Source organism: Streptomyces incarnatus (genome assembly GCF_001027185.1).
Classification (GTDB): Bacteria; Actinomycetota; Actinomycetes; order Streptomycetales; family Streptomycetaceae; genus Streptomyces; species Streptomyces puniciscabiei.
This window is the reverse complement of the sequence record NZ_CP011497.1, coordinates 2,079,866-2,098,111: the sequence shown is the minus strand read 5'-3', so window position 1 is coordinate 2,098,111 and position 18,246 is coordinate 2,079,866. Positions and strand designations below refer to the sequence as shown.

Here is an 18,246-nt window from a genome sequence, read left to right as displayed (position 1 = left end):
GCTCATCGCACGCACGAGGTGGTGTGCGGTGCGCGGTGCAGGTCGGTGGGGGTGGTCTTGCGGCGGACGACGTGCCCGGCGGCGAGATGGCGCTGACAGATGGTCAGGAAGGGAGGCCCTTCGGGGAGCTGCCCGGGCTGGTACTCGGCGGAGTCCGCGGACGCGGCCGGCAGAAGGTGGAAGGCCGCGTGGATGTCGGTGGTGGCCTGCCACAGCCGGGTGCGCGCCGCAGCAAGGTGCCGGCCAGCTGCGGGATGCGGGGGCCGCGCCGCCTCGGCCAGCTGGTCGAGGAGCCGGTGCAGTTCTGTGAGGTGGGCGTGGAGAGTGTCGAGGTGCGTCCGGTCCGGGACATGCGGAGGCGCGGGGTGGCTGAGGGCGCGGATGTGATGGCGGACGCCCGCGGTGGCAGCGCGCAGATAGGGGTGCGAGTCGGGCTCGCTGGCACGGATCTGGGTCAATGGGAGGTCCTAGCCGCCGGGGAGGCGGGAGCGGGGACCAGGGGCGAGCTGGTCACTGGGACGGACAGGCGGGCGCGCGAGGTTCGGGTGACGCCGGTCGCAGGCACCGCAGCGGCTTCTTGCTCGTCACGCAGGTCCACGTATTCGCCGCGCGTTGGGAGGCCGGGATGGCTCTGCTCCGGCAGATAGATGATGTCCGCGCCCTGGCCGTCAGGGGTCCCAGCGTCAGCCAGGTACCACTCATGCCAGCTGGGAAGGCCGGCCAGGACGCGGGCAGCGTCATCGAGGTTCATGGCATTGACGACGAAACTTCTTGGGGCTTCGCCGACGTGCCGCTCATGACCGGCAAACGTCAGAGTGAAAGGGCGTGGCGCAGGCGGGGCGAGGAGATTGGCGAGGCGGTTCCGTACGGTGTCGAGGTGGTCACTGGCTTCGATCGCCGTGGTGATACGGGCGTCGTCGTATTCGCGCAGCTTCTCCTCGGTCACCTCCCCTTCGGGGTCACGGTACTGGTCGAGGACGCCGCGGTGGCGGGCTGCCAGCTCCTCGCAGGAGGTCAGCAAGGCTTGTAGTTCGCGGAGGAGACCGTCGCGGTCGTTGATCGGTGTCAGTGCGGTTCCGGGGGCTTAGAGGGTGGTGCGGGCGAGGGGGAGTGCCGCGACGGCGAAGGCGTCGGGCTGCTGATACCAGAGCCTGCGCAGGTCGACGCCTGCGGTGACGGCGGCGGTCTCGATCTGGGCGCAGGCGGCGTCGAGGGCGGCGTCGGTGTCGGCGGTGACGGTGATCAGGCCGGTCAGGGCGACGTCGGCGTGCCCGGCGATCAGCTGGCGCTCGCGGTTTTTGACGTCGGCGTACTCGATGGAGTCCTCCTCGCTGTCGACCTGCCCGCGCCGGGCGCGTTCGGAGGCGTCAGCGATGATCGCGGCCTTCTTTCGCTGGACGTCGCGCAGCGCGGACTCGAGCCGCTGTGGGACGTAGGTGAGGGAGAGGGTGCGGCGCACGCCGGCGGTGAACATCAGGCCGTGCAGGAAGCCTGCGCCCATCTCGGTGCGCGGCCAGTTCTCCACCCAGTAGGTGGCGTGGCGGGCGGAGTCGGTGGCGATGCGGTCGTACTCCTCGACCTGGACGACGGGGCCGGCGGCGGCAGGGTCCGCTTCCGCGCGGCCGGTCGGTGACCACTGCTGGAGCGCGGCGAGTGCCTTGGGGTCGTAGGCGGTGCGCACGACGGCGGCGATCTCACGCGCGGACAGCCACCCGGTGATCACCAGCCCGGCGTTCCGGGCGGCCTGGGCGATCGAGGCGGTGGTCTGTTGCATGACGGTGAACGCGCCGGGCAGTCCGCCGCCGGCCTGGGAGATGAGGCGCTTGGCGGCCTTGAGGTCGAGGGAGATCGCCAAGTAGGTCTCGTGCGGGGCGGCGGCCGGTCCGGCGGAGGCGACCAGGTCTGCGTATACCTGTCCTGCGACCGGTGCTTCGGGCCGGCCGTGCTGGGCCCAGTGCCGGGCCAGGGTGTCACCGGAGTCGGGGACCGTGCGTTCCAGGACCTGCACGGTGGCGACGTGCCCGGTGCGGGCGGTGCCCGCCAGCGCACGCCCCCAGCCGTTGACGTTGTGGTTCTGCGTGGCCGGGTCGAGCAGGGCGAAGGCACGGCTGCTGACGCGGGCGACAGCGGTGAGGGTCTGCTGGTGCGGGTCGTGGACGGCGGCGGCCCCATTGGCGGAGTCGCCGGGGGTGACGACCTTGAGAGAGGCCGCCGTGCCGGGCAGATGAAGGATGCCGTCCTGGCGGGGCCGGGTGACGGGCCGGGCCAGCCACAGGGTCTGTCCGCTGTGGCGGCGCCAGACGAAGCGCGCGACGATCGGCGCCCAGTCGATCAGCGAGCGTCCCTGCCGGCGAACGGCGACCAGGACGGCCACCGCCGCCCACAGCGGAGTCAGCGTGATGGCGCCCAGCAGCCCGGTGGTCAGGACCGTGACCAGGAGCAGAGCCAGCGCGGCAGAGACGAGGACGAGCTGGTGGAGGGTGAGGCCGAGCAGGATGCCTCGGCGGCTGCGGTGCGGGAACTTGACGGTGGCCGGGGATACGGCGAGGTCGGACAAGGAGGCTGCTCCTGGAGCGAGGGCCCGGGGGCGGGAAGGACCGTGAGCCTTCCCACCCCCAGGGATCGGGCATCGGACAGGAGATCAGAGACCGGTCGCGGGCGGCGGCGGTGAGGCCGCACCGGTCGGCGCGGAGGTCGTGCCAGCGGTCTGTGTGCCCGCGGCGGGCGGGGCGCCCTGTGGCGGCGGGGTCGTGGCCGGAGGAGCGGACTGCCATCCGCCGCTGTGGCCGGCGGCTGCGGCACCTTGGCCGAATCCGCTCGCACCGGGGGTGCCTGCGCTGGTAGGGCTGCCGCCCATCTGGCCGCTGGTGTCGTCGGCAACGTGGGTCGGCGGCGGCTGGACGGCCTGCTCCAGACCGGACTTGGCGGAACTGCCGCCCGACGGGCCATCGGAGGCACCGCCTTGGGCAGAGTCCTGTCCGTTGCCGGACGAGTGGGAGGCGATGTCGCCGGGGAACCCGTCCTGGCCGGGCACGGTGTCCGGGCCCTGCGGAGCTGCTGCGGCTCCGGCCGCGGCACCGCCGGTTCCAGCGGTGGCCGCCATCGCCGCGGCCTTCCGGCCCGCGCGCTCGGCGTGCTGCCTGGCCAGCTGCGCGCCCGCTCCGCCGGCACGGTGCAACGTCTCTCCGTCGGATCCCTCGGCCGCCCAGTGCACGAACTTGAAGGTGGCGTAAGGGCACAGCAGCACCAGGATCATGACGACGATGCCGGCGAGGACGTCCGCGAGGGCGGCCAGGCCGTCCTTGGCGTCGGTCTTGCCCATGGCGGCGATGCCGAGGACGAAGACGATCGTCATCAGCAGCTTGGAGACGACGAGGGTGGCGGTGGCCTCGATCCAGCCCTTACGCCAGCGGCGGGCGACTTCCCAGCCGCCGCCGGCTCCGGCGAACACGGCGAGGGTGACCATGACCAGGATGCCGACCTTGCGGACCATCATCACGCACCAGTACAGGAAGGCGCCGATGGCGGCTCCGATGCCGGCGAAGACGGCGACGAGCCAGCCGAGCCCGGCAAGTCCTGGCAGTGATGCCACCTTGACCATGCGGCGGACCGCGGAGGCTATGTCCGTGTGCGCGGCCTGGAAGAGGCCGGCGGAGAGGGCGTCGGTGACTTCGATCGCGACGGTGGTCAGGGCGATCGCGGCGAACGCGAAGATCACGCCGGAGGCGGTGCCGGTGAACGCCTGGGTCAGGGCCTGGCCGTCGCGGCGGATCGCGGCACGGACCAGCTGCGCGCAGAAGGTGGCCACGAGCATGACCAGGCCGATGGGCAGGATCGTCTCGTAGTTGTCGCGGAACCATCCCGCGTTCAGGTCGACGCGGGTGGTGGCGTCGACGGCCTTGGACGCCAGGTCGGCTGCGGACGCGGCGAGTTCGCCGGCGCTTTTCGCCATCCAGTCGCCGATGTACTTGCCCGGGTCGGAGGCGAAGTCGATGGCCTCACCGACCGCGCAGACCTTGTCCGCGACGGGGAGATCACAAAACCCCATGAGGACTCCTTTCGGTCAGGGCGCGACGCGCGGGGCGATGGCGACGAGCGAGCAGTCGGCGGAGGGGCGGCACTGCACAGCGAGGGTGATCGAGCGGTCCTCCGCACCCCCGCCGCCCTTGGTCCAGGTGATCGTCTGCTTGCCGGTGACGGTGACCGCGTAGATGTACGCCTTGGTGATCGCGGCCGGGTCCTCGGATAGGGCCTGTTTGAAGGCGGCCGGGTAGTGGCCTTCGCTGATGGTCGCGGTGGCGTGCTGCTTCTGGTCCGCCATCCGCGACCACAGCACCGGGTCCGGTATCTGCGCCGAGACCGACGCCCAGTCGCCGTACTCGCTCTCCTTCGTCATCCACGCCTCCATGCCGGCCAGCTGCTGGGCCTGGCTGGTGGTGCGGGTGTCGTAGGACCAGAGCATCTTCGCGGCGGCCTTGGCGAACTCCACCGGATCGGAGATCCTCGGCGGCCCGGCCACCGGGCCACTGGCGGAGGAGGGCTGGGCCGTCGGGGAGGCGGAGCCGTGCTCGGGCGGTGGGACGGGCGGGGCAGCGTGGGGGCGGTTGCCGCGGCCGGTGAAGATGGCCGCTGCGGCAGCCAGGGCGAGCAGGCAGGCCAGGCCGACCCCAATGGCGACGATGCGGCGATTCGATGCCCAGCCGAGGCCGTATCCGGGGAGACGTTTGAGCATCAGTGGACCTGCGACCCCAGACCGGAGAAGAAGGCCACGATGCCGTTGGCGGCGCCGAGCCCGAGGGCAGCGCCGGCGGAGACGGTGGCGCCCTTCTTGCCGTTGGCCTCGGCCTGGTGGCCACCGGTGTGGTGGCCCCACGCCCAGACCGCGAGGCTGACGGCCAGGGCGCCGACGACCGCGATGATCGCGAACATGTTGATGCTGTTAACGACGTTCTTCAGGACGGTCAGGCCCGGAAGGCCGCCGCCTTTGGGGGAGATGCCGGGATCGTAGGCAAGCTGGACGGCACGGGCAGCGAGGGGTGACACGGGTATGAAGGGCTCCTTGCGTGGACAGGCTCGAAGGCCCTGGCGGGAGTTCAGAAAGAGGGGGTGCCGAGCGGCGGGAGAGAGGCCGGCGTCAGATGACGCGGCGGGCGGCGAGGACGGCCCAGTCCTTGAGCGGCGTGATCCGTACCGGCTTGCCGGTCCGGGGGGCTTCGATGACCAAGCCCTCGCCGATGTACATGCCGACATGCTCGGGCCGGGCCGCGGTGCCACGGCTGAAGAGCAGGTCACCGGGCTTGAGGGCCTTCGGTGAGACGGCCTTGCCCTCGCCGACCTGGGTGTAGGTGGTGCGGGTGAGGGTGATGCCAGCGTGGGCGTACGCCTGCTGCATCAAGGAGCTGCAGTCGCAGCGGGCCATGGCGTCCGGGCCGTGGGGGTTGGTGCAGGATCCGCCCCACTGGTACATCGTGCCGAGCTGCTGCATCGCCCAGACGATCGCCTTGCGGGCTCGCGGGTCGGTGCCCTTGGGGAGCTTGTAGCCCTTCGGGACGGCGCCCTCGGGGATGGGCCCGTAGGACGTGCCGTCGGCGGTGTCGCAGCCGGTCGCGGGGGCGGGCTTGTCGTCGGTCTTGCCGGAGTCCTTCTCCCCGGAGTCGGGGAAGGTGGCGGCAATCGCCTTCTGCAGCGTGGTCGCCAGCGGTTCCCACTGTGCGTAGGCGTCCGGATAACCGGAGCGCTGCACTGCTTGGGCGGCCTGGGTGACGGTCATCTGCTGCCAGCCGTGGACCTTCAGCAACGCCTTGTAGAACTGCTCGGACGCGTAGACGGGATCGTGGATCTGCGCGGCGGTGCCCCAGCCCTGGCTGGGCCGCTGCTGGAACAGGCCGAGAGAGTCACGGTCGCCGCCGCCGAGATTGCGCAGCCGGCTCTCCTGCATCGCGGTGGCCAGCGCCACGATCTGACCGCGCTCGGGAACGCCGAGGCTGTTGCCGGTGGCGACGATGGTCTGCGCGTTCGGGATCTGCTCGCCGGGCAGGTCCAGGTCCTTGATGTGCACCTTGGACGGATCCGCACCGTCGAGGATCTTGGTGACCTGATCAGCGATCTTGCTGGTGTCCACGTCGGAGAGGCAGTCGAGCGATGAGGTGGTGCTCTGGGCGGCTTCGCTGGAGGTGGCCATCATCACGGCGCCGCCGCCGAGAAGGAGAGGGGAGAGGAAGACGACGCCGATGCCGGCGGCGAGCCCCTTCAACCTGTGGTGCCCACGCGCACATCACCGGTTTCGGGCAGGGGCGGATAACGAGACGTCATGCAGGGGTCCTTCGGGTGCGGTGTCCGGCACGCCGCGCGAGCGCAGGGAATGCGGGAAAGGGAGCGCAGCAGACCGGGGTGGGCGAAATCAGGAGTGGCCGGCCACAGGCGAGTAGCCGCTCGCCGAGCGTGGCCGACAGGTGAGCTAGGTATGCGGGGGCAGCGTGAACCTCCACGAGCCAAAGGGGGAGTGGGCCAGCGGCGGTGTACGCCGGGCGGTTCAAAAACAGTAGGCCCAGATCGGCCGTTGACCAAAAAGTCGGCGTGAGGTGCCGGAATCCGGCCCCTCAGCAGCGCACTTCTTGGTCATCGGCCGAATCATGTCTACAGTTTTTGAACTCCCCCTCGCCCTCCCCAGACCATGGTCATGGGCCTGCTCATGCCCGTTTTCCGGCCAATGGGGCTTGCCGACGCGACGGGCATTCCACGCACGCACTCCCACCCGAATCGGGGTTCCTCTTTGCCTTTTTCCCTGCATCAGGGCGACGCGCTGAGCGTCCTGTCCAAGCTCCCGGACGACTCCGTCGACGCCGTCATCACTGACCCGCCGTACAACTCCGGTGGGCGCACGGCGAAGGAGCGCACCAGCCGCTCCGCCAAGCAGAAGTACACCTCCGCCGACGCCAAGCACAGCCTGGCCGACTTCACCGGCGAGAACATGGACCAGCGCTCTTACGGGTTCTGGCTGACCCAGATCATGACGGAGGCCCACCGCCTCACCAAGACCGGCGGTGCGGCGCTGCTGTTCACCGACTGGCGCCAGCTGCCCATCACGACGGACGCGATTCAAGCGGCCGGCTGGCTGTGGCGCGGCGTCCTGGCCTGGCACAAGCCCCAGGCCAGGCCCCAGAAGGGACGCTTCACCCAGAACTGCGAGTTCATCGTGTGGGCGTCGAAGGGCGCCATCGACGGCTCCCGCAACCCGGTCTACCTGCCGGGCATGTACTCCGCTTCACAGCCGTCGGGCTCCCAGCGGCAGCACATCACGCAAAAGCCCGTCGAGGTCATGCGCGAGTTGGTCAAGATCTGTGCGCCCGGCGGCACAGTCCTCGATTTCTGCGCCGGCTCCGGATCCACCGGCGTGGCCGCCCTGCTCGAAGGCCGGGACTTCATCGGTGTGGAGAAGACCGAACACTACGCGTCCATCGCCGCCGACCGGCTGACGGAAACGATCCGTCAGTCCCTCGGCCAGGACGACGTGGTCCTCACCGCCTGACTCCACCGCCCCGCCACATGCGAATCACCGACCGCCGTATTCGGCCGGTGCACTGCCGGATTGTTCCTGTCCCCATTTCCGCGGCACTCAGGAGGTTGCTTCTCTCATGTCCGAATCCATCGACCCCCCGGCTGACGGAGAACTGGAGCCGGTGCGCATCCCGGACACGCAGCTGGAGGGGATCGAAGCCAGTGTCCGTCGGCTGATGGAACAAACCGCAGAGCAGGCCCGGCAGTTGGATCACCTCGCCTGCGCTCCGCCCGCAGCTTCGCCGTTTGCGGCGTTCGGCATGCCGGGGTTCGGTGGATCCCCGGCACAGGCTGCGCCGGAGCCTCGGCCCATCCTGGAGCTGGAGGGCGAGGCGTACGAGGACGAACTCGACGCCCTGTCGGACTGGGTCGACGACTTCCTCCTGCCGATCTACGGGGCGGAGGTCACCACGGCGGCGCCCTGGTGCCTGCAATGGCAGGAGCACAGCGACGTCGTCGCGTGGCTGCATGCCCTGTGGCTGGCCTACCAGCAGCACAAGGACCCCGAGGCGGGCCTGGCCGGCATGTTTGTCTGGCACCGCGACTTCCTCACCCACGCCATGGCCGCGATCCGCGCACCTGGCGGCCCCCTGTCCGCCTGCATGACCTCCCCGGACCGTCCCGCGCACCGTCTCCTTCCCGGACCGCCCCCCTCGGTCCGCGCGGAGAAGGAGTCCGCCGAGGCGGAGGCGTCCGGGCCTGGTAAGTACGGGCTGACGTCATGAGCGAAGGGCAGCAGCCGGCTTTCGGCCTGAGCTTCGACCCCCGAGCCTTGAACGACCTGCTCCAGGCGCCATCCGACATCCGCGATCTCACCCTCGCCTATCTGCAGGAAGTGGTGAACGCCGAGCGCTTCGGGCTCCGCCTGACTGGTGACCTGGAGGGCTACCGCAAGCTGTTCGTGGACGCTCGCAAGGACTGGCGGGTCGTCTACGGCATCCGTCCGGCGCCCGAGTCGTCGGCGCACCGGCGGGAGATCCACGTGGTCGCCGTACGGCCGCGGGCGGGCAACGACGTCTACGACGAGGTCGGCCGCCGCCTGGGAATGACCCGTCGGCCGCTCAGCGCCCGCACGCACGCGGCACGCGCCCGTTCCCCGCAGCTGGCCACCCGCGGTCCCGTACCCAGGTCGGCACCGCTGTCGTCCGCCATGCCGGGCCTGCCCCGCCCCGCGCAGAGCCCCTCCCCGCTTCACACTCGCTGACCACAAGGAACTGCCATGCCCCCTGATCCGGCGCCCACGGCTGCCCGCCGGGCTGTGTCCTCGCTCGACCCTCGCATCGAGGCAGCCACCGGCCACGACGTCGACACCCTGTGGGCCCACCGCGACTGCGGCATCCTCGACGAGCCGCACACCGAGCTGGTCGACCGGCATCGGGAACTGGCCCAGGTCGAGACCGGCGTCACGTTCTACCGCACCCTCCTGCACCGGCTGTCCTCCGGGGAGTTCCCCGTCGATGCCGCTTTGTTCGAGCGGATCGACCGCACCGTGGACCAGTTGGAGGAGGCCGCCGCATCCCGCGACGCCGCCATGCGGCGGGTGCTCGACGCGTTGGAGCCGATCGAAGCCGCCTCGCGATCAGCACCAAGTGGCGAGGCGCAGATCACCGCGGCTGATCAAGCGGCGCTGCTGGCCATCGCCGGCGGCGCCAAGCTCTACGAGCATCTCCTGACCGGCCGGCTGTCGGTGACCACCGCCTCAGGCACCCGCGTGCCCTACGCCGAGCTTCAGCGGCTCCAGTCCGCCGGTCTCGTCGCCCTCGACACCAGCCATCCCGTCCATGCCGGCCAGCTGGTCAGTCTGACCGACGCCGGCCGTGCCGCGCTGACCGCCAACCGCCGTACTACGCAGGCGTCGTTGGCGACGGCGCGACCGGGAGCGTGGCCGTCCGCTCCGGCACCGCGACGCTGACGTGAAAGACCGCATGCCCACCCACGAACCATCCCCACCCGCCGACAGGGACCTGTCCCATTCTCTGAACTTCCGGGTGGACGACCTTGACGCCGACGATCAGATCAGCGCGGCATTCTTCCGTCTCGTCAGCGTTCACGAGGACATGCTCGTCTCCCTCGCCGAGCACCACAGCGCCGATGGCGCCCGCAGCTTCTACGTCCTGTACGACGGCTCGGCCACCTGGGACCACCCGGGTGTGCCGCAGTACGTAGCTCTCCACCTGCAACGAGACCTGGAGAGAAGCACGTTCAGTTTCGAGCGGGCCACGTTGCCTTTGCCTTCGATGGCGCAGTCCTGGCTCATCCGCCGCGGCTGTCCGCCCGAGTTCCTTACGCTGGATGCCGAACGGGGCACAGCGCCGGCCGACGAGGCGACGCGGGCCTTGGAGCAACGGCTCATGAGGGACGGGGACCACTACGCGCTCGGCTGGTCCCACACCCAGGACGACCCGGACGACTGGGTCACGCTCGCGGTGTTGCGGGCCCTGGACGAGCGCGCCCGCTCCCCATTCCGTGTCGTAGTCGAGGAAGTCGACATCGAGGCGGGAACGCACACACTGCGCGAGGGCGGCTTCGATTCGGTCGAAGAAGCCTTGCAATGGTGCGATGACCGCCTCGGTGGCCTAAGTAAGGCTCTGCCGCTGGTCCGCCCGGTGCCATCACTTTCCCGCCCTGCTCCTGCGCCGAAAACGGCGTCCTCCCGACCCTCTGGCCGCTCACGCTGAAGCCCCGTTTTCCCGTCGGCGCGGCGAAACATAGCCGATGATCGCCGGTTGGCCAAACCGGCGATTCTCCGGACTCTTATACGGCCGCCGGGAGCACCCCGGGTTCGGCGCTCCCCAGCATTCCTTTCCCTCGTATGGAGGTTCTTTCCGCATGCGCGCAACCCGCATTGCCGTATCCGCTGCGATTCTCGGAGCCCTCGCCCTGCCGATCGCGTCGGCGACCACCGCCACGGCCGCCCCGAGCAGCGCCCTGACCTCCCAGCCCTGCAACGACCCCGGTCCGTGGGTCATCGGCACGAAGGCCGTGACCATCCGCTCCAAGGCGTCGGTCATGTCCACCGCCGTGGGCATCCTGTACCGCGGGCACAAGTTCACCGTCCACAAGACCAGCGGCAACTGGCGCTACATCACGGACCGAACGACGGGTGTGAAGGGCTGGGTGTCCGCCACCTACGTCTACCGCGACGTCCGCATGTGCCTCGACTAAGCCGCGCACGCCAGTAACTCGACTGTACAGCGGCGCTTTTGAGCGTTCGATTCCCTCCCACTTCTGCCAGTTAGAGGATCCCGGTGTCTACCAAGAGGAGTCTCCCGTGTCTGACGCTCCACTCGATGCGATAGACGATGTCGTGGGCGTGCTCACTGAACAGATCGAAATCCGTTTCGGGATGAGCGTGGATCAGTTGAAGGCCGCCGTCGCCGCTGCGCCGACCGCCAACTCGCAGGCCACCGACGTGGTCAAGTGGCACGGCCTTCTCCTCGAATCGCAGGCAGCGCTGGAGCGTGCGGAGGACACCCTCGTGGCCGCGCTGGACGGCCAGCCCAGTGAGGTCGACGACCCGACGATGGAGTTGGCCCATCGCGTCAACGCTGCCGTCACCGCCCGCGACGGGCGGGCCATGGTCGTGCGGTGGCTAATCGACCCGGACGCCAGGGGCAAGCAGGACCTGGCCGCCCGGCGGCTGACCCGCTTGCGCGGGCGTCAGGGACCGGCCGTCCCCACCAGCCCCCCGCCGAGGCCGGCGACCACCCAGCAGCAGGGAAGGAGCCTTGCGCGGTGAGCGCCCAGCTCAAGCCCAGCTCCGCGGACGACCGGCTGCACCAGGTCTTCGGCGTCCCGGTCGACGACCTGTACACCGCAGCGGTTCGTCCCGACGCTTCCCCCGCGCTGTGCCGGGCTCTGGAGCTGCGCTCCTTCCTGGCTCTGGCCGAGGAGCAGGTCGCCCGGGTCCGTGACCGTGTACACGCGGCGATGGTCGGGGACCGTGACATGGGCGAGCTGTCCGCCGAGGACCTGCGGACGGATGCGCAGTGGCTCGAGGCGGCACTCGATGCCCGCGACGGTTACCGCTTCGCCCTCGATCAGCTCCTGCGTGCCATGCCCGCACCCGGGCAGCACGCCCGGGCCGCGCGCACCGCACAACCGGCCCGTCCCCCCCGCCCCGTTCCCGACCGCGGTCGCCCCGGCACCCACGGGTGCCGGGGCGACCCGGGCCCGCCGACTGTGAAAGCCCCGGCTTGACCCACCCGACGTCCACCGAGATTGCCGGACGGATCGAGGACCTCTACGGCGCTCCGCTCGCCGCCCTCCAAGCACATGCCCGAGACCAGCCGCCCGGCATGCTGAGCGCCCTCCTCGGCCTGCACGACACGCTCGACTTCGCCGAGCGCAGCATCACCTTCCACCGCGAACGCCTCGTCCAACTCATCCACGTCGAGCGGAAGATCAGTGCCCACGAGGTGGTGCACGTGCTCGACTGCGCCCGCCGTCTCGCCGAGGCGGTCGCCGTCCGGGACACCCAGGCGGTCACGGCAACGGCGGTGCTGGAGAGCCTGGTGCGCACCGAACCGGCCGGGCAGGCCGAACCGCCCGAGCCGTCCCCGGCCCCACCCACCACCACGGTGCCCACGGGCCCTGCCGCTGCCGCCACGAGCAGCACACCGAGCCGCTGACCCGCACGCGTATCCGTCACGATCACAGGAGTTTCTTCCTTGGCCCTCACCGGTCTGCCGCCCGACACCGACGCCGACGTCGCCCGGGTCACCGAGGCACTCGCCATGATCACCCCGCGCTGGAACGTGCGGATCCTGCTCGCCCTGAACGGGCAGCCGCTGCGCTACAGCGAACTCGCGGCCAAGGTGTCCTGGCTGTGCGACGGCCAGCTGCACCCCAAGGTGCGGCAGCTGTGCGAGGCCGGTCTCGTCCAGCGAAACGAGCACACCCCGCGGCACGTCACCTATGGGCATACCGGCCGTGCCACCGCGCTGCTGCCGGTCCTGCCGCTGATCGTCACCTGGGCCGAGCAGTACCTGGAGAAGCCGGAGCAGCCGCTGACCGCGATCGAACAGATCGAGGACAGCCTCACGCTCCTGACCCGGCGGCACGCCGCCGCGATCCTGTGGGCGCTCAAGATCCGGGGAGAAGCCAGCGGCCGGGCTCTGGCCCAGACGGTCATGCCCGGCAGCGACTGGACCAACATCTACCCCCCGCTGCGGCAGCTCGTGGACGACGGTCTCGTCACAACCGACGGGATCGGACAGCCCTACCGCCTGTCCGCCGCCGGCGACGGTCTCGGGCCCCTCCTGGGCGCCCTGTCGGCATGGTCCGCCGGCCAGCCCCTCACCCAGGCCGGACAGCACCCGGTCTGGGGACAGACCAGCGCCACACCGCAACAGCGGATGTGGCTCAGCAGCCAGGCGCGGACCGTCACCCCGGCGACCACACCGGCACCCACCAAGACCGATCAGACACCGCCGCCGGCCTGGCAGCGCAACGCCCTCTTCTCCCACGCCACCCCACCCCGCTCGCTGGCGGCACTTCATACTGGAGCACCACGCCGATGACCACCCTCACCCCAGCCGCCATCCGGCACGCCTGCACGGTGCTGTCCGCACCCGGTCTGATCCGCCTTATCACCGAGATCGACGACAACGGCCCCATCCCGCCGCGCAGCCTGACCCGCACCCTCCCCGACCTGCCAGTCCCTCAGCTGCGGCATTCCGTCGAACAAGCCCGCGCTCTCCGGCTGGTCCACAACCGGCCTGGTGCCGGGCTCACCCTGACACCGTCCGGATCCGGCCTGGCCGACGTCTACGACGCGATGGCCCGCTGGGCGCGCCACCACGGCCTTCCGGCTCCGGTCTGCGACTTCACCAGCCGCATCCAGCACGCCCTCTCGCTCTACGCCGTGCCTACCGCTCTCACTTCGCAGGAGGGGCGGGAAGGCGCTCCGGTCATCGAGACCGCTGAGAAGCACGTCCGCCCGCGCGACCTTCTTACCCCGTGGCTGCACGAGAACCCGCAGCTTGTCCAGGGCGCCGAGCCCGTGCTGGCCGCGTGAGGGCTGGCAGAGCCCGGTACGCCCGCCACCCTTCCTTGTTCCGCAGCGTCTACCTGCCCCGCTCGGCTGACGGTGCCGCGTTCGCGATGACCACCTACGGCATCCCGCTCATCGTGGTTGCGACGACAAGGTCGGCGACCCTGACGGGCGTCGCGTTCGCGCTGGAGTGGCTGCCCCGCCTGGTGGCGTTCACGGTGGCCGGCTCCCTCGTCGACCGCCACGGCGTCTCCCGTATCTTCCGTACCGCGTGTGTCGGCAGAGCTCTTGCCGTCCTGCTGGCCGCGCTCCTGCTGGCGGCGCCTGACGTCGGGGTGCCGGCGGCGGTCACCGTGATGGCGCTCGCCCCGGTCAGCGGCTTCCTCACGGAGTGCAGTTACATCGCTGTGGAAACGGCTGGCGGCGAGGCGAGCCGGACAGCCGGACAGCCGGATCGCGGGCGCACCGGGTGCAGTCTGTCCTGCTGGGGATCGACCAGACCGCCATGCTGGCCGGCCCTCTCGTTTCCGGCTTGCTGCTGAAGTACGGCGGGCCGGCGCTCATGCTCAGCACGCTCGCCGCCCTCTCACTGCTCGCCGCCGCGCTGTTTCCGCGTCGGCCGACCGCGCCGAGCCGTTCCCCCGCGAGCAGGAGTGGCGTGCGGGCAGGCTGGGGCACTCTGCGTGCCCTTCCTGCCCTGGCGTGGCTGGTGGGCGGCCTGCTCGTCTCCAATACGGCCATCGCCCTGTTGCAGGCGGCGATGCCGGTGATCGTGGTCACCGAGCTGGGCCGCTCCCGCGCCGACGCTGGACTCATCTGGTCCGCCGCCGCTGTCACCTCCCTGCTCGCCATCGCACTCGCGCGCCGGGCGATCGACCGGTGGGGGCTGTGGCCGGTCGGCGCCACCGCAGCCGCCCTTGCCGCGGCAGCCACCCTCGCGGTCGCCAAGGCCGACACCTACCCCGAATACGTCCTGCTGATCGCCGTGCTGATGGCCGGCGAAGGCGGCCTCACCGTCGTCCTGCGCACCCTGCGCTCCCACCTCATCCCGCCCGAGGTCTTCGGCAGCACCCTGAGCCTGACCATTCTGCTGCTCCTGGTGCCCTTTCCCGCCGCCGGACTGCTCGTCGCGGTCGTCCCGCCCGCCCAGATCGGGCACGCCGTCACCGTCACCGCCCTCATGCAGGCCCTCGGCCTCTTCACCGCCTTCGCCCGGCTGCGCACCCTGCGCACCACGCCCGCCTGAACCCCACCCCGAAAGGAACCGCTGCCCGCATGCCCTCCACCGTGCAGGACGGACTGCCCGGCCTCGACTTCCCGTACCGGGACGGACCCACGATCACCGAACAGTTCCGCGCCTTTGACGCCCAGTACCCGTGGATCTACCGGTCTTTGGAACGGCTCGTTGAGGAACGTCTTGCCGCCGGAGCCAAGCGAGTCGGGATGAAGGCGCTGTTCGAGGCCCTGCGCTGGCGCCAGCCAGCAGGGGTCAAGGGCCTGAACAACAACTACACCGCCCTCTACGCGCGCAGGCTGCTCGCCGCTCACCCGGAGTGGGCGTCCGTGATCGAGGTCCGCCGCCGACGCAGCCCGTAAAGCCTCCCTCGGCCCTTCATCCCCCGTTGATCTCTGAGGAGTTCGTACTTGTCCCACCGTCCTGTCGTCCTGGTCGTCGCCGCCGCCGACATGGAAGCCGAGGCGTACCGCGGCTACTGCCTCCAGTCCGTGGCTGCCGCCTACGACGTCGTCCTGATCACCGGTGAGGAGCCGTCGTGGGAGGTGCCCTATCTCCGTGACTGCGTGGTGGTGCCCGACCCGGCCGACCCGGTACAGCTGTCGGCTGCCGGGCAGGCGCTGGCCGACCGCTACGACCTGGCGGGCGTGTTCACCTGGACCGAGTGGTACCTCGTGCCCGTCGCCCGCCTCGCGCGCCGGCTCGGCCTGCCCACCAACGCCCCCGAGGTCATGGAGGCATGCCGCAACAAGGCCGTCTCGCGCAGCCTGTTCGCCCAGCACGGGGTCCCGTCGGCCGCCTCGGTGACGGTACGCACCGAGGCCGAGGCCGAGGCGGCGGCCGAGCGGATCGGCTACCCGGTCGTGCTGAAGCCGGCCGCGCACGCGGCCAGCATCGGCGTGATCCGCGCCGACACCCCCGGACAGCTCACGGCCGCGTACGCGTTCGCCAAGAAGGCCGCCGGTCTGGGGAAGGAGAGCACGAGCGTGCTGGTCGAGGAGTATCTCGACGGGCCGGAGGTGTCGGTGGAGTGCGTCACCTACCGGGGCAAGACCACCGTGGTTGCGGTGACCCGCAAGACGGTCAGCGAACCGCCGTACTTCGAGGAGCTGGCCCACGTGGTGGACGCCGCCGATCCGCTGCTCGACGTGGTCGCCCCCGCAGCATGCGCCGCGATCCGCGCTCTGGGGATCACCGACGGTGTCAGCCATGTCGAGATGCGCCTGGTCGACGGCCAGCCGAGGCTGGTCGAGGTCAACGGCCGGATCGCCGGCGACATGATCGGCTACCTCGTGTACCTGGCGACCGGCATCGACCTGCCGCGCGCCGCCGCCGACATCGCCTGCGGCCGGGCACCCGATCTCACCCCCAACCGCTCCTCGGCCGCCGCGATCCAGCTGATCTACCCGGACGTCTCCGGCACCCTGCGCCGCGTCTACTTCGATGGCATCTGCCCGCGCTGGCTGGAACGCGTCCACTTCCAGCACCAGGCCGGAGACCCACTCCTCCTCCCGGCCGACGGCGGCACAATGTTCACCGCCCGCATCGGCTACCTGATCACCACCGCCCCCACCGCCGACCTCGCACGAGCACGCGCCGAACAGGCCGCCCGCCGCCTCCACATCGACATCGCGCCCCTCGCGGGCGATGCGTCTGGCACCGGAGGTCGCGCCGCGTGAGCCGTCCCACCACCGCTGCCCGCCGCAGCCGGATGCTGCTGACCGGCTACTTCCTCGGCCTGGGCGTGGCGATGGCCATCTGGGGCGCCCGGATGCCCGCCGTCCAGCACGCCGCCCACCTCAGCACCGCCCAGCTGTCCTGGGTCCTGCTCACCGCCGCCCTCGGCATGGTCGCCGGCTTGCGAACCGGTGGCCGCCTCGCCCGGCCAAAGCGGCTTCCCGTGTTTCTGATGGGCGGAGCTGTCGGCCTCGCCGGGGCTCTCGCTGTGCTGGGCCAGTGCCGCACCCTGGCCTCGCTGGTCGCGGCGGCGCTCGCCTTCGGCATCGCGCACGGCGTCCTGGACGTCGCCGTGAACTCCGCGGCGGTGCGCTGCCAGAACGCCTACGGCCGGCCCATTATGTCCTCCCTGCACGCCGCCTACTCCCTCGGCGCGCTGGCCGCCGCCGCCCTGGCCGCAGCCACCGCCGCGATCAGCCACCACACCCTGTTCCTCGCCACCGGCCTGACGCTGACCGCTGCTGTGTTCGCTGCCGGACCAAGCACCCTCGCCCTGCACGGCACCGATCAACCTCTGACGTCCAACAACGCCGGCTCCGGCGCTGCGCAGGCGACACTGGCGCCCACGAGGCTGTGGCTGCTGGGTGCACTGGCGGCCGCAAGTCTGCTGGGGGAGGGGGCGGCAGCCGACTGGGCCGCCGTGCACGCTCACTCCCTGCAGGCCACCACGGCCGTCGCAGCGAGCGCGTTCGCCCTCTACAGCGCCGCCATGGCCCTGGGACGGCTGAGCGGCGACCGGCTCACCGCCGTCTTCGGCGCCCCCACCGTGGTCCGTACCGGCGCACTGCTCGCCGCCACCGGCCTGACGGTCGGTGTCCTGGCCGACAGCGTGCCCGCGGCCCTGGCTGGCTGGACGGTCTTCGGACTCGGCCTGTCCGGCACGGTCCCCTGCCTGATCACCGCTGCCGGGACCGGCGGACCGAAGGCCGTGGCCGCGGTCTCCGTCACCGGCTACCTCGGCCTGCTGGCCGGCCCTGCACTCATCGGTGCCCTCGCCAGCACCACCACCTTGCCCACGGCCCTGCTGCTGCCCGCCCTCCTCGCAGCCGCCATCGCCTTCCTCGCCCACCGCGCCCTGGAGAACACCACCTCTTGACCCGCCACACCGGCCTCGACGCCGTGATCCTCGACTACAACGGCGTCATCGGCCTGCAGCCCACTCGCAGCCAGTGGCTCCGCCTCGCTCGCACCGCGTCCTGGCCCGACGACGACCTCACCGGTTTCCAGCGCGCCTTCTGGAGTGCCCGCGAACCCTACGACGCCGGCCAGCTCAGCGACATGGCGTACTGGGCCCGCGTCCTCGGCTCCCACCCCGGCCCCCGGCTCCTGTGCGAACTCCTCACCGCGGACACCGACATGTGGATCGGAACGGACGAGCACGTCCTGGCCGTCCTTCGCCGCGTCCACCGGACGGGACTGCCGATGGTGCTCCTGTCCAACGCACCCCGCCACCTCAGCGACGTGCTCGACACCCACGACTGGCAGCAGCTGATGACCCAGGCCCTGTACTCGGCCCGGCTGGAGGCGTGCAAGCCCGACCCGTCCGCCTACCACCATGCCCTTGCGGCCACCGGCGCCCGCAACCCGGAGCGCGTGTTGTTCGTAGACGACCGCGCCGACAACTGCCAGGCCGCTCGCAGCCTGGGGCTGACCGCGCTGCACTACACCGGCCGGCCCGCCGTCCTTGAAGCGGCACTGCTCCCCACGGCGTGAACCGCCCCAC

21 protein-coding genes and 2 pseudogenes are annotated in these 18,246 nt (G+C 70.8%); 16 read left to right on the top strand and 7 right to left on the bottom strand.

Annotated elements, in window-relative coordinates; all coding sequences use genetic code 11:
- Nucleotides 1-2 precede the first annotated feature (2 nt).
- From ABB07_RS09295 to ABB07_RS09265, 7 genes are all read right to left on the bottom strand, one after another.
- Nucleotides 3-458 carry a DUF6238 family protein gene (locus ABB07_RS09295; RefSeq protein ID WP_208898270.1) on the bottom strand — a complete coding sequence of 152 codons (456 nt, stop codon included), beginning with the start codon at nt 456-458 and terminating at the stop codon, nt 3-5.
- The gene (locus tag ABB07_RS09290; RefSeq protein WP_208898269.1) at nt 455-1,021 is read right to left on the bottom strand and encodes a hypothetical protein; all 567 of its coding nucleotides are present in this window, start codon (nt 1,019-1,021) and stop codon (nt 455-457) included. Before ABB07_RS09290 ends, ABB07_RS09295 begins: the two co-directional genes overlap by 4 nt.
- A gap of 63 nt (nt 1,022-1,084) precedes the next feature.
- The gene (locus tag ABB07_RS09285) at nt 1,085-2,557 is read right to left on the bottom strand and encodes an SCO6880 family protein (protein ID WP_208898268.1); all 1,473 of its coding nucleotides are present in this window, start codon (nt 2,555-2,557) and stop codon (nt 1,085-1,087) included.
- 84 nt (nt 2,558-2,641) lie between these two features.
- The gene (locus ABB07_RS09280) at nt 2,642-4,048 is read right to left on the bottom strand and encodes an SCO6881 family protein (protein WP_208898267.1); all 1,407 of its coding nucleotides are present in this window, start codon (nt 4,046-4,048) and stop codon (nt 2,642-2,644) included.
- A 15-nt stretch (nt 4,049-4,063) separates the two neighbouring features.
- Nucleotides 4,064-4,732, bottom strand: coding sequence for a hypothetical protein (locus tag ABB07_RS09275; RefSeq protein WP_208898266.1), 669 nt, complete (start codon nt 4,730-4,732; stop codon nt 4,064-4,066).
- Complete coding sequence (locus ABB07_RS09270) at nt 4,732-5,049, bottom strand: DUF6112 family protein (RefSeq protein WP_208903360.1); 318 nt, start codon at nt 5,047-5,049, stop codon at nt 4,732-4,734. Before ABB07_RS09270 ends, ABB07_RS09275 begins: the two co-directional genes overlap by 1 nt.
- Nucleotides 5,050-5,134: 85 nt before the next feature.
- Nucleotides 5,135-6,253, bottom strand: coding sequence for a C40 family peptidase (locus ABB07_RS09265; protein ID WP_208898265.1), 1,119 nt, complete (start codon nt 6,251-6,253; stop codon nt 5,135-5,137).
- Nucleotides 6,254-6,772: 519 nt separating this feature from the next.
- Between ABB07_RS09265 and ABB07_RS09260 the strand changes: the two genes are divergently transcribed.
- The 16 genes and pseudogenes from ABB07_RS09260 to ABB07_RS09185 all read left to right on the top strand — a co-directional run bounded on the left by ABB07_RS09260 (nt 6,773) and on the right by ABB07_RS09185 (nt 18,236).
- A complete protein-coding gene (locus tag ABB07_RS09260; RefSeq protein WP_208898264.1) occupies nt 6,773-7,528 on the top strand; it encodes a DNA-methyltransferase in 756 nt (251 codons plus the stop codon).
- 205 nt (nt 7,529-7,733) lie between these two features.
- Nucleotides 7,734-8,282: a DUF4913 domain-containing protein gene (locus ABB07_RS09255; protein ID WP_244189747.1), complete on the top strand. Its 549-nt coding sequence runs from the start codon at nt 7,734-7,736 to the stop codon at nt 8,280-8,282.
- A complete protein-coding gene (locus ABB07_RS09250) occupies nt 8,279-8,761 on the top strand; it encodes a hypothetical protein (RefSeq protein ID WP_208898262.1) in 483 nt (160 codons plus the stop codon). Before ABB07_RS09255 ends, ABB07_RS09250 begins: the two co-directional genes overlap by 4 nt.
- Nucleotides 8,762-8,776: 15 nt before the next feature.
- Nucleotides 8,777-9,469, top strand: a complete 693-nt coding sequence (locus tag ABB07_RS09245) for a hypothetical protein (RefSeq protein ID WP_208898261.1) — start codon at nt 8,777-8,779, stop codon at nt 9,467-9,469.
- Nucleotides 9,470-9,482: 13 nt separating this feature from the next.
- Nucleotides 9,483-10,235 carry a hypothetical protein gene (locus tag ABB07_RS09240; RefSeq protein WP_208898260.1) on the top strand — a complete coding sequence of 251 codons (753 nt, stop codon included), beginning with the start codon at nt 9,483-9,485 and terminating at the stop codon, nt 10,233-10,235.
- 151 nt (nt 10,236-10,386) lie between these two features.
- Nucleotides 10,387-10,722 carry an SH3 domain-containing protein gene (locus ABB07_RS09235; RefSeq protein ID WP_208898259.1) on the top strand — a complete coding sequence of 112 codons (336 nt, stop codon included), beginning with the start codon at nt 10,387-10,389 and terminating at the stop codon, nt 10,720-10,722.
- A gap of 106 nt (nt 10,723-10,828) precedes the next feature.
- Nucleotides 10,829-11,296: a hypothetical protein gene (locus tag ABB07_RS09230; protein WP_425264693.1), complete on the top strand. Its 468-nt coding sequence runs from the start codon at nt 10,829-10,831 to the stop codon at nt 11,294-11,296.
- The gene (locus ABB07_RS09225) at nt 11,293-11,757 is read left to right on the top strand and encodes a hypothetical protein (protein WP_425264692.1); all 465 of its coding nucleotides are present in this window, start codon (nt 11,293-11,295) and stop codon (nt 11,755-11,757) included. Before ABB07_RS09230 ends, ABB07_RS09225 begins: the two co-directional genes overlap by 4 nt.
- Entirely contained in the window at nt 11,754-12,188 is a 435-nt protein-coding gene (locus ABB07_RS09220; RefSeq protein ID WP_208898258.1) for a hypothetical protein, read from the top strand. Before ABB07_RS09225 ends, ABB07_RS09220 begins: the two co-directional genes overlap by 4 nt.
- A gap of 39 nt (nt 12,189-12,227) precedes the next feature.
- On the top strand, nt 12,228-13,079 hold the full coding sequence (locus ABB07_RS09215) for a winged helix-turn-helix transcriptional regulator (protein WP_208898257.1): 852 nt from the start codon (nt 12,228-12,230) through the stop codon (nt 13,077-13,079).
- Nucleotides 13,076-13,576, top strand: a complete 501-nt coding sequence (locus ABB07_RS09210) for a hypothetical protein (protein WP_208898256.1) — start codon at nt 13,076-13,078, stop codon at nt 13,574-13,576. Before ABB07_RS09215 ends, ABB07_RS09210 begins: the two co-directional genes overlap by 4 nt.
- Nucleotides 13,577-13,662: 86 nt before the next feature.
- Nucleotides 13,663-14,798: pseudogene (locus ABB07_RS09205) on the top strand (MFS transporter).
- 29 nt (nt 14,799-14,827) lie between these two features.
- A complete protein-coding gene (locus ABB07_RS09200) occupies nt 14,828-15,148 on the top strand; it encodes a hypothetical protein (RefSeq protein ID WP_208898255.1) in 321 nt (106 codons plus the stop codon).
- Between the two features lie 90 nt (nt 15,149-15,238).
- Nucleotides 15,239-16,465, top strand: coding sequence for an ATP-grasp domain-containing protein (locus ABB07_RS09195; protein ID WP_208903358.1), 1,227 nt, complete (start codon nt 15,239-15,241; stop codon nt 16,463-16,465).
- Nucleotides 16,453-17,619, top strand: a pseudogene (locus ABB07_RS09190) (MFS transporter); the annotation flags it as partial. The gene ABB07_RS09195 and the pseudogene ABB07_RS09190, both read left to right, overlap by 13 nt.
- The gene (locus ABB07_RS09185; protein WP_208898254.1) at nt 17,616-18,236 is read left to right on the top strand and encodes an HAD-IA family hydrolase; all 621 of its coding nucleotides are present in this window, start codon (nt 17,616-17,618) and stop codon (nt 18,234-18,236) included. The pseudogene ABB07_RS09190 and the gene ABB07_RS09185, both read left to right, overlap by 4 nt.
- Nucleotides 18,237-18,246: the final 10 nt, after the last annotated feature.

Excerpts from the sequence above, each read along its gene's own strand:
- ABB07_RS09240 (WP_208898260.1), top strand. The coding sequence starts at position 9,483 with ATGCCCACCCACGAACCATCCCCACCCGCCGACAGGGACCTGTCCCAT.
- ABB07_RS09245 (WP_208898261.1), top strand. The coding sequence starts at position 8,777 with ATGCCCCCTGATCCGGCGCCCACGGCTGCCCGCCGGGCTGTGTCCTCG.
- ABB07_RS09195 (WP_208903358.1), top strand. The coding sequence starts at position 15,239 with ATGGAAGCCGAGGCGTACCGCGGCTACTGCCTCCAGTCCGTGGCTGCC.
- ABB07_RS09210 (WP_208898256.1), top strand. The coding sequence starts at position 13,076 with ATGACCACCCTCACCCCAGCCGCCATCCGGCACGCCTGCACGGTGCTG.
- ABB07_RS09250 (WP_208898262.1), top strand. The coding sequence starts at position 8,279 with ATGAGCGAAGGGCAGCAGCCGGCTTTCGGCCTGAGCTTCGACCCCCGA.
- ABB07_RS09280 (WP_208898267.1), bottom strand. The coding sequence starts at position 4,048 with ATGGGGTTTTGTGATCTCCCCGTCGCGGACAAGGTCTGCGCGGTCGGT.
- ABB07_RS09200 (WP_208898255.1), top strand. The coding sequence starts at position 14,828 with ATGCCCTCCACCGTGCAGGACGGACTGCCCGGCCTCGACTTCCCGTAC.
- ABB07_RS09255 (WP_244189747.1), top strand. The coding sequence starts at position 7,734 with ATGGAACAAACCGCAGAGCAGGCCCGGCAGTTGGATCACCTCGCCTGC.
- ABB07_RS09275 (WP_208898266.1), bottom strand. The coding sequence starts at position 4,732 with ATGCTCAAACGTCTCCCCGGATACGGCCTCGGCTGGGCATCGAATCGC.
- ABB07_RS09235 (WP_208898259.1), top strand. The coding sequence starts at position 10,387 with ATGCGCGCAACCCGCATTGCCGTATCCGCTGCGATTCTCGGAGCCCTC.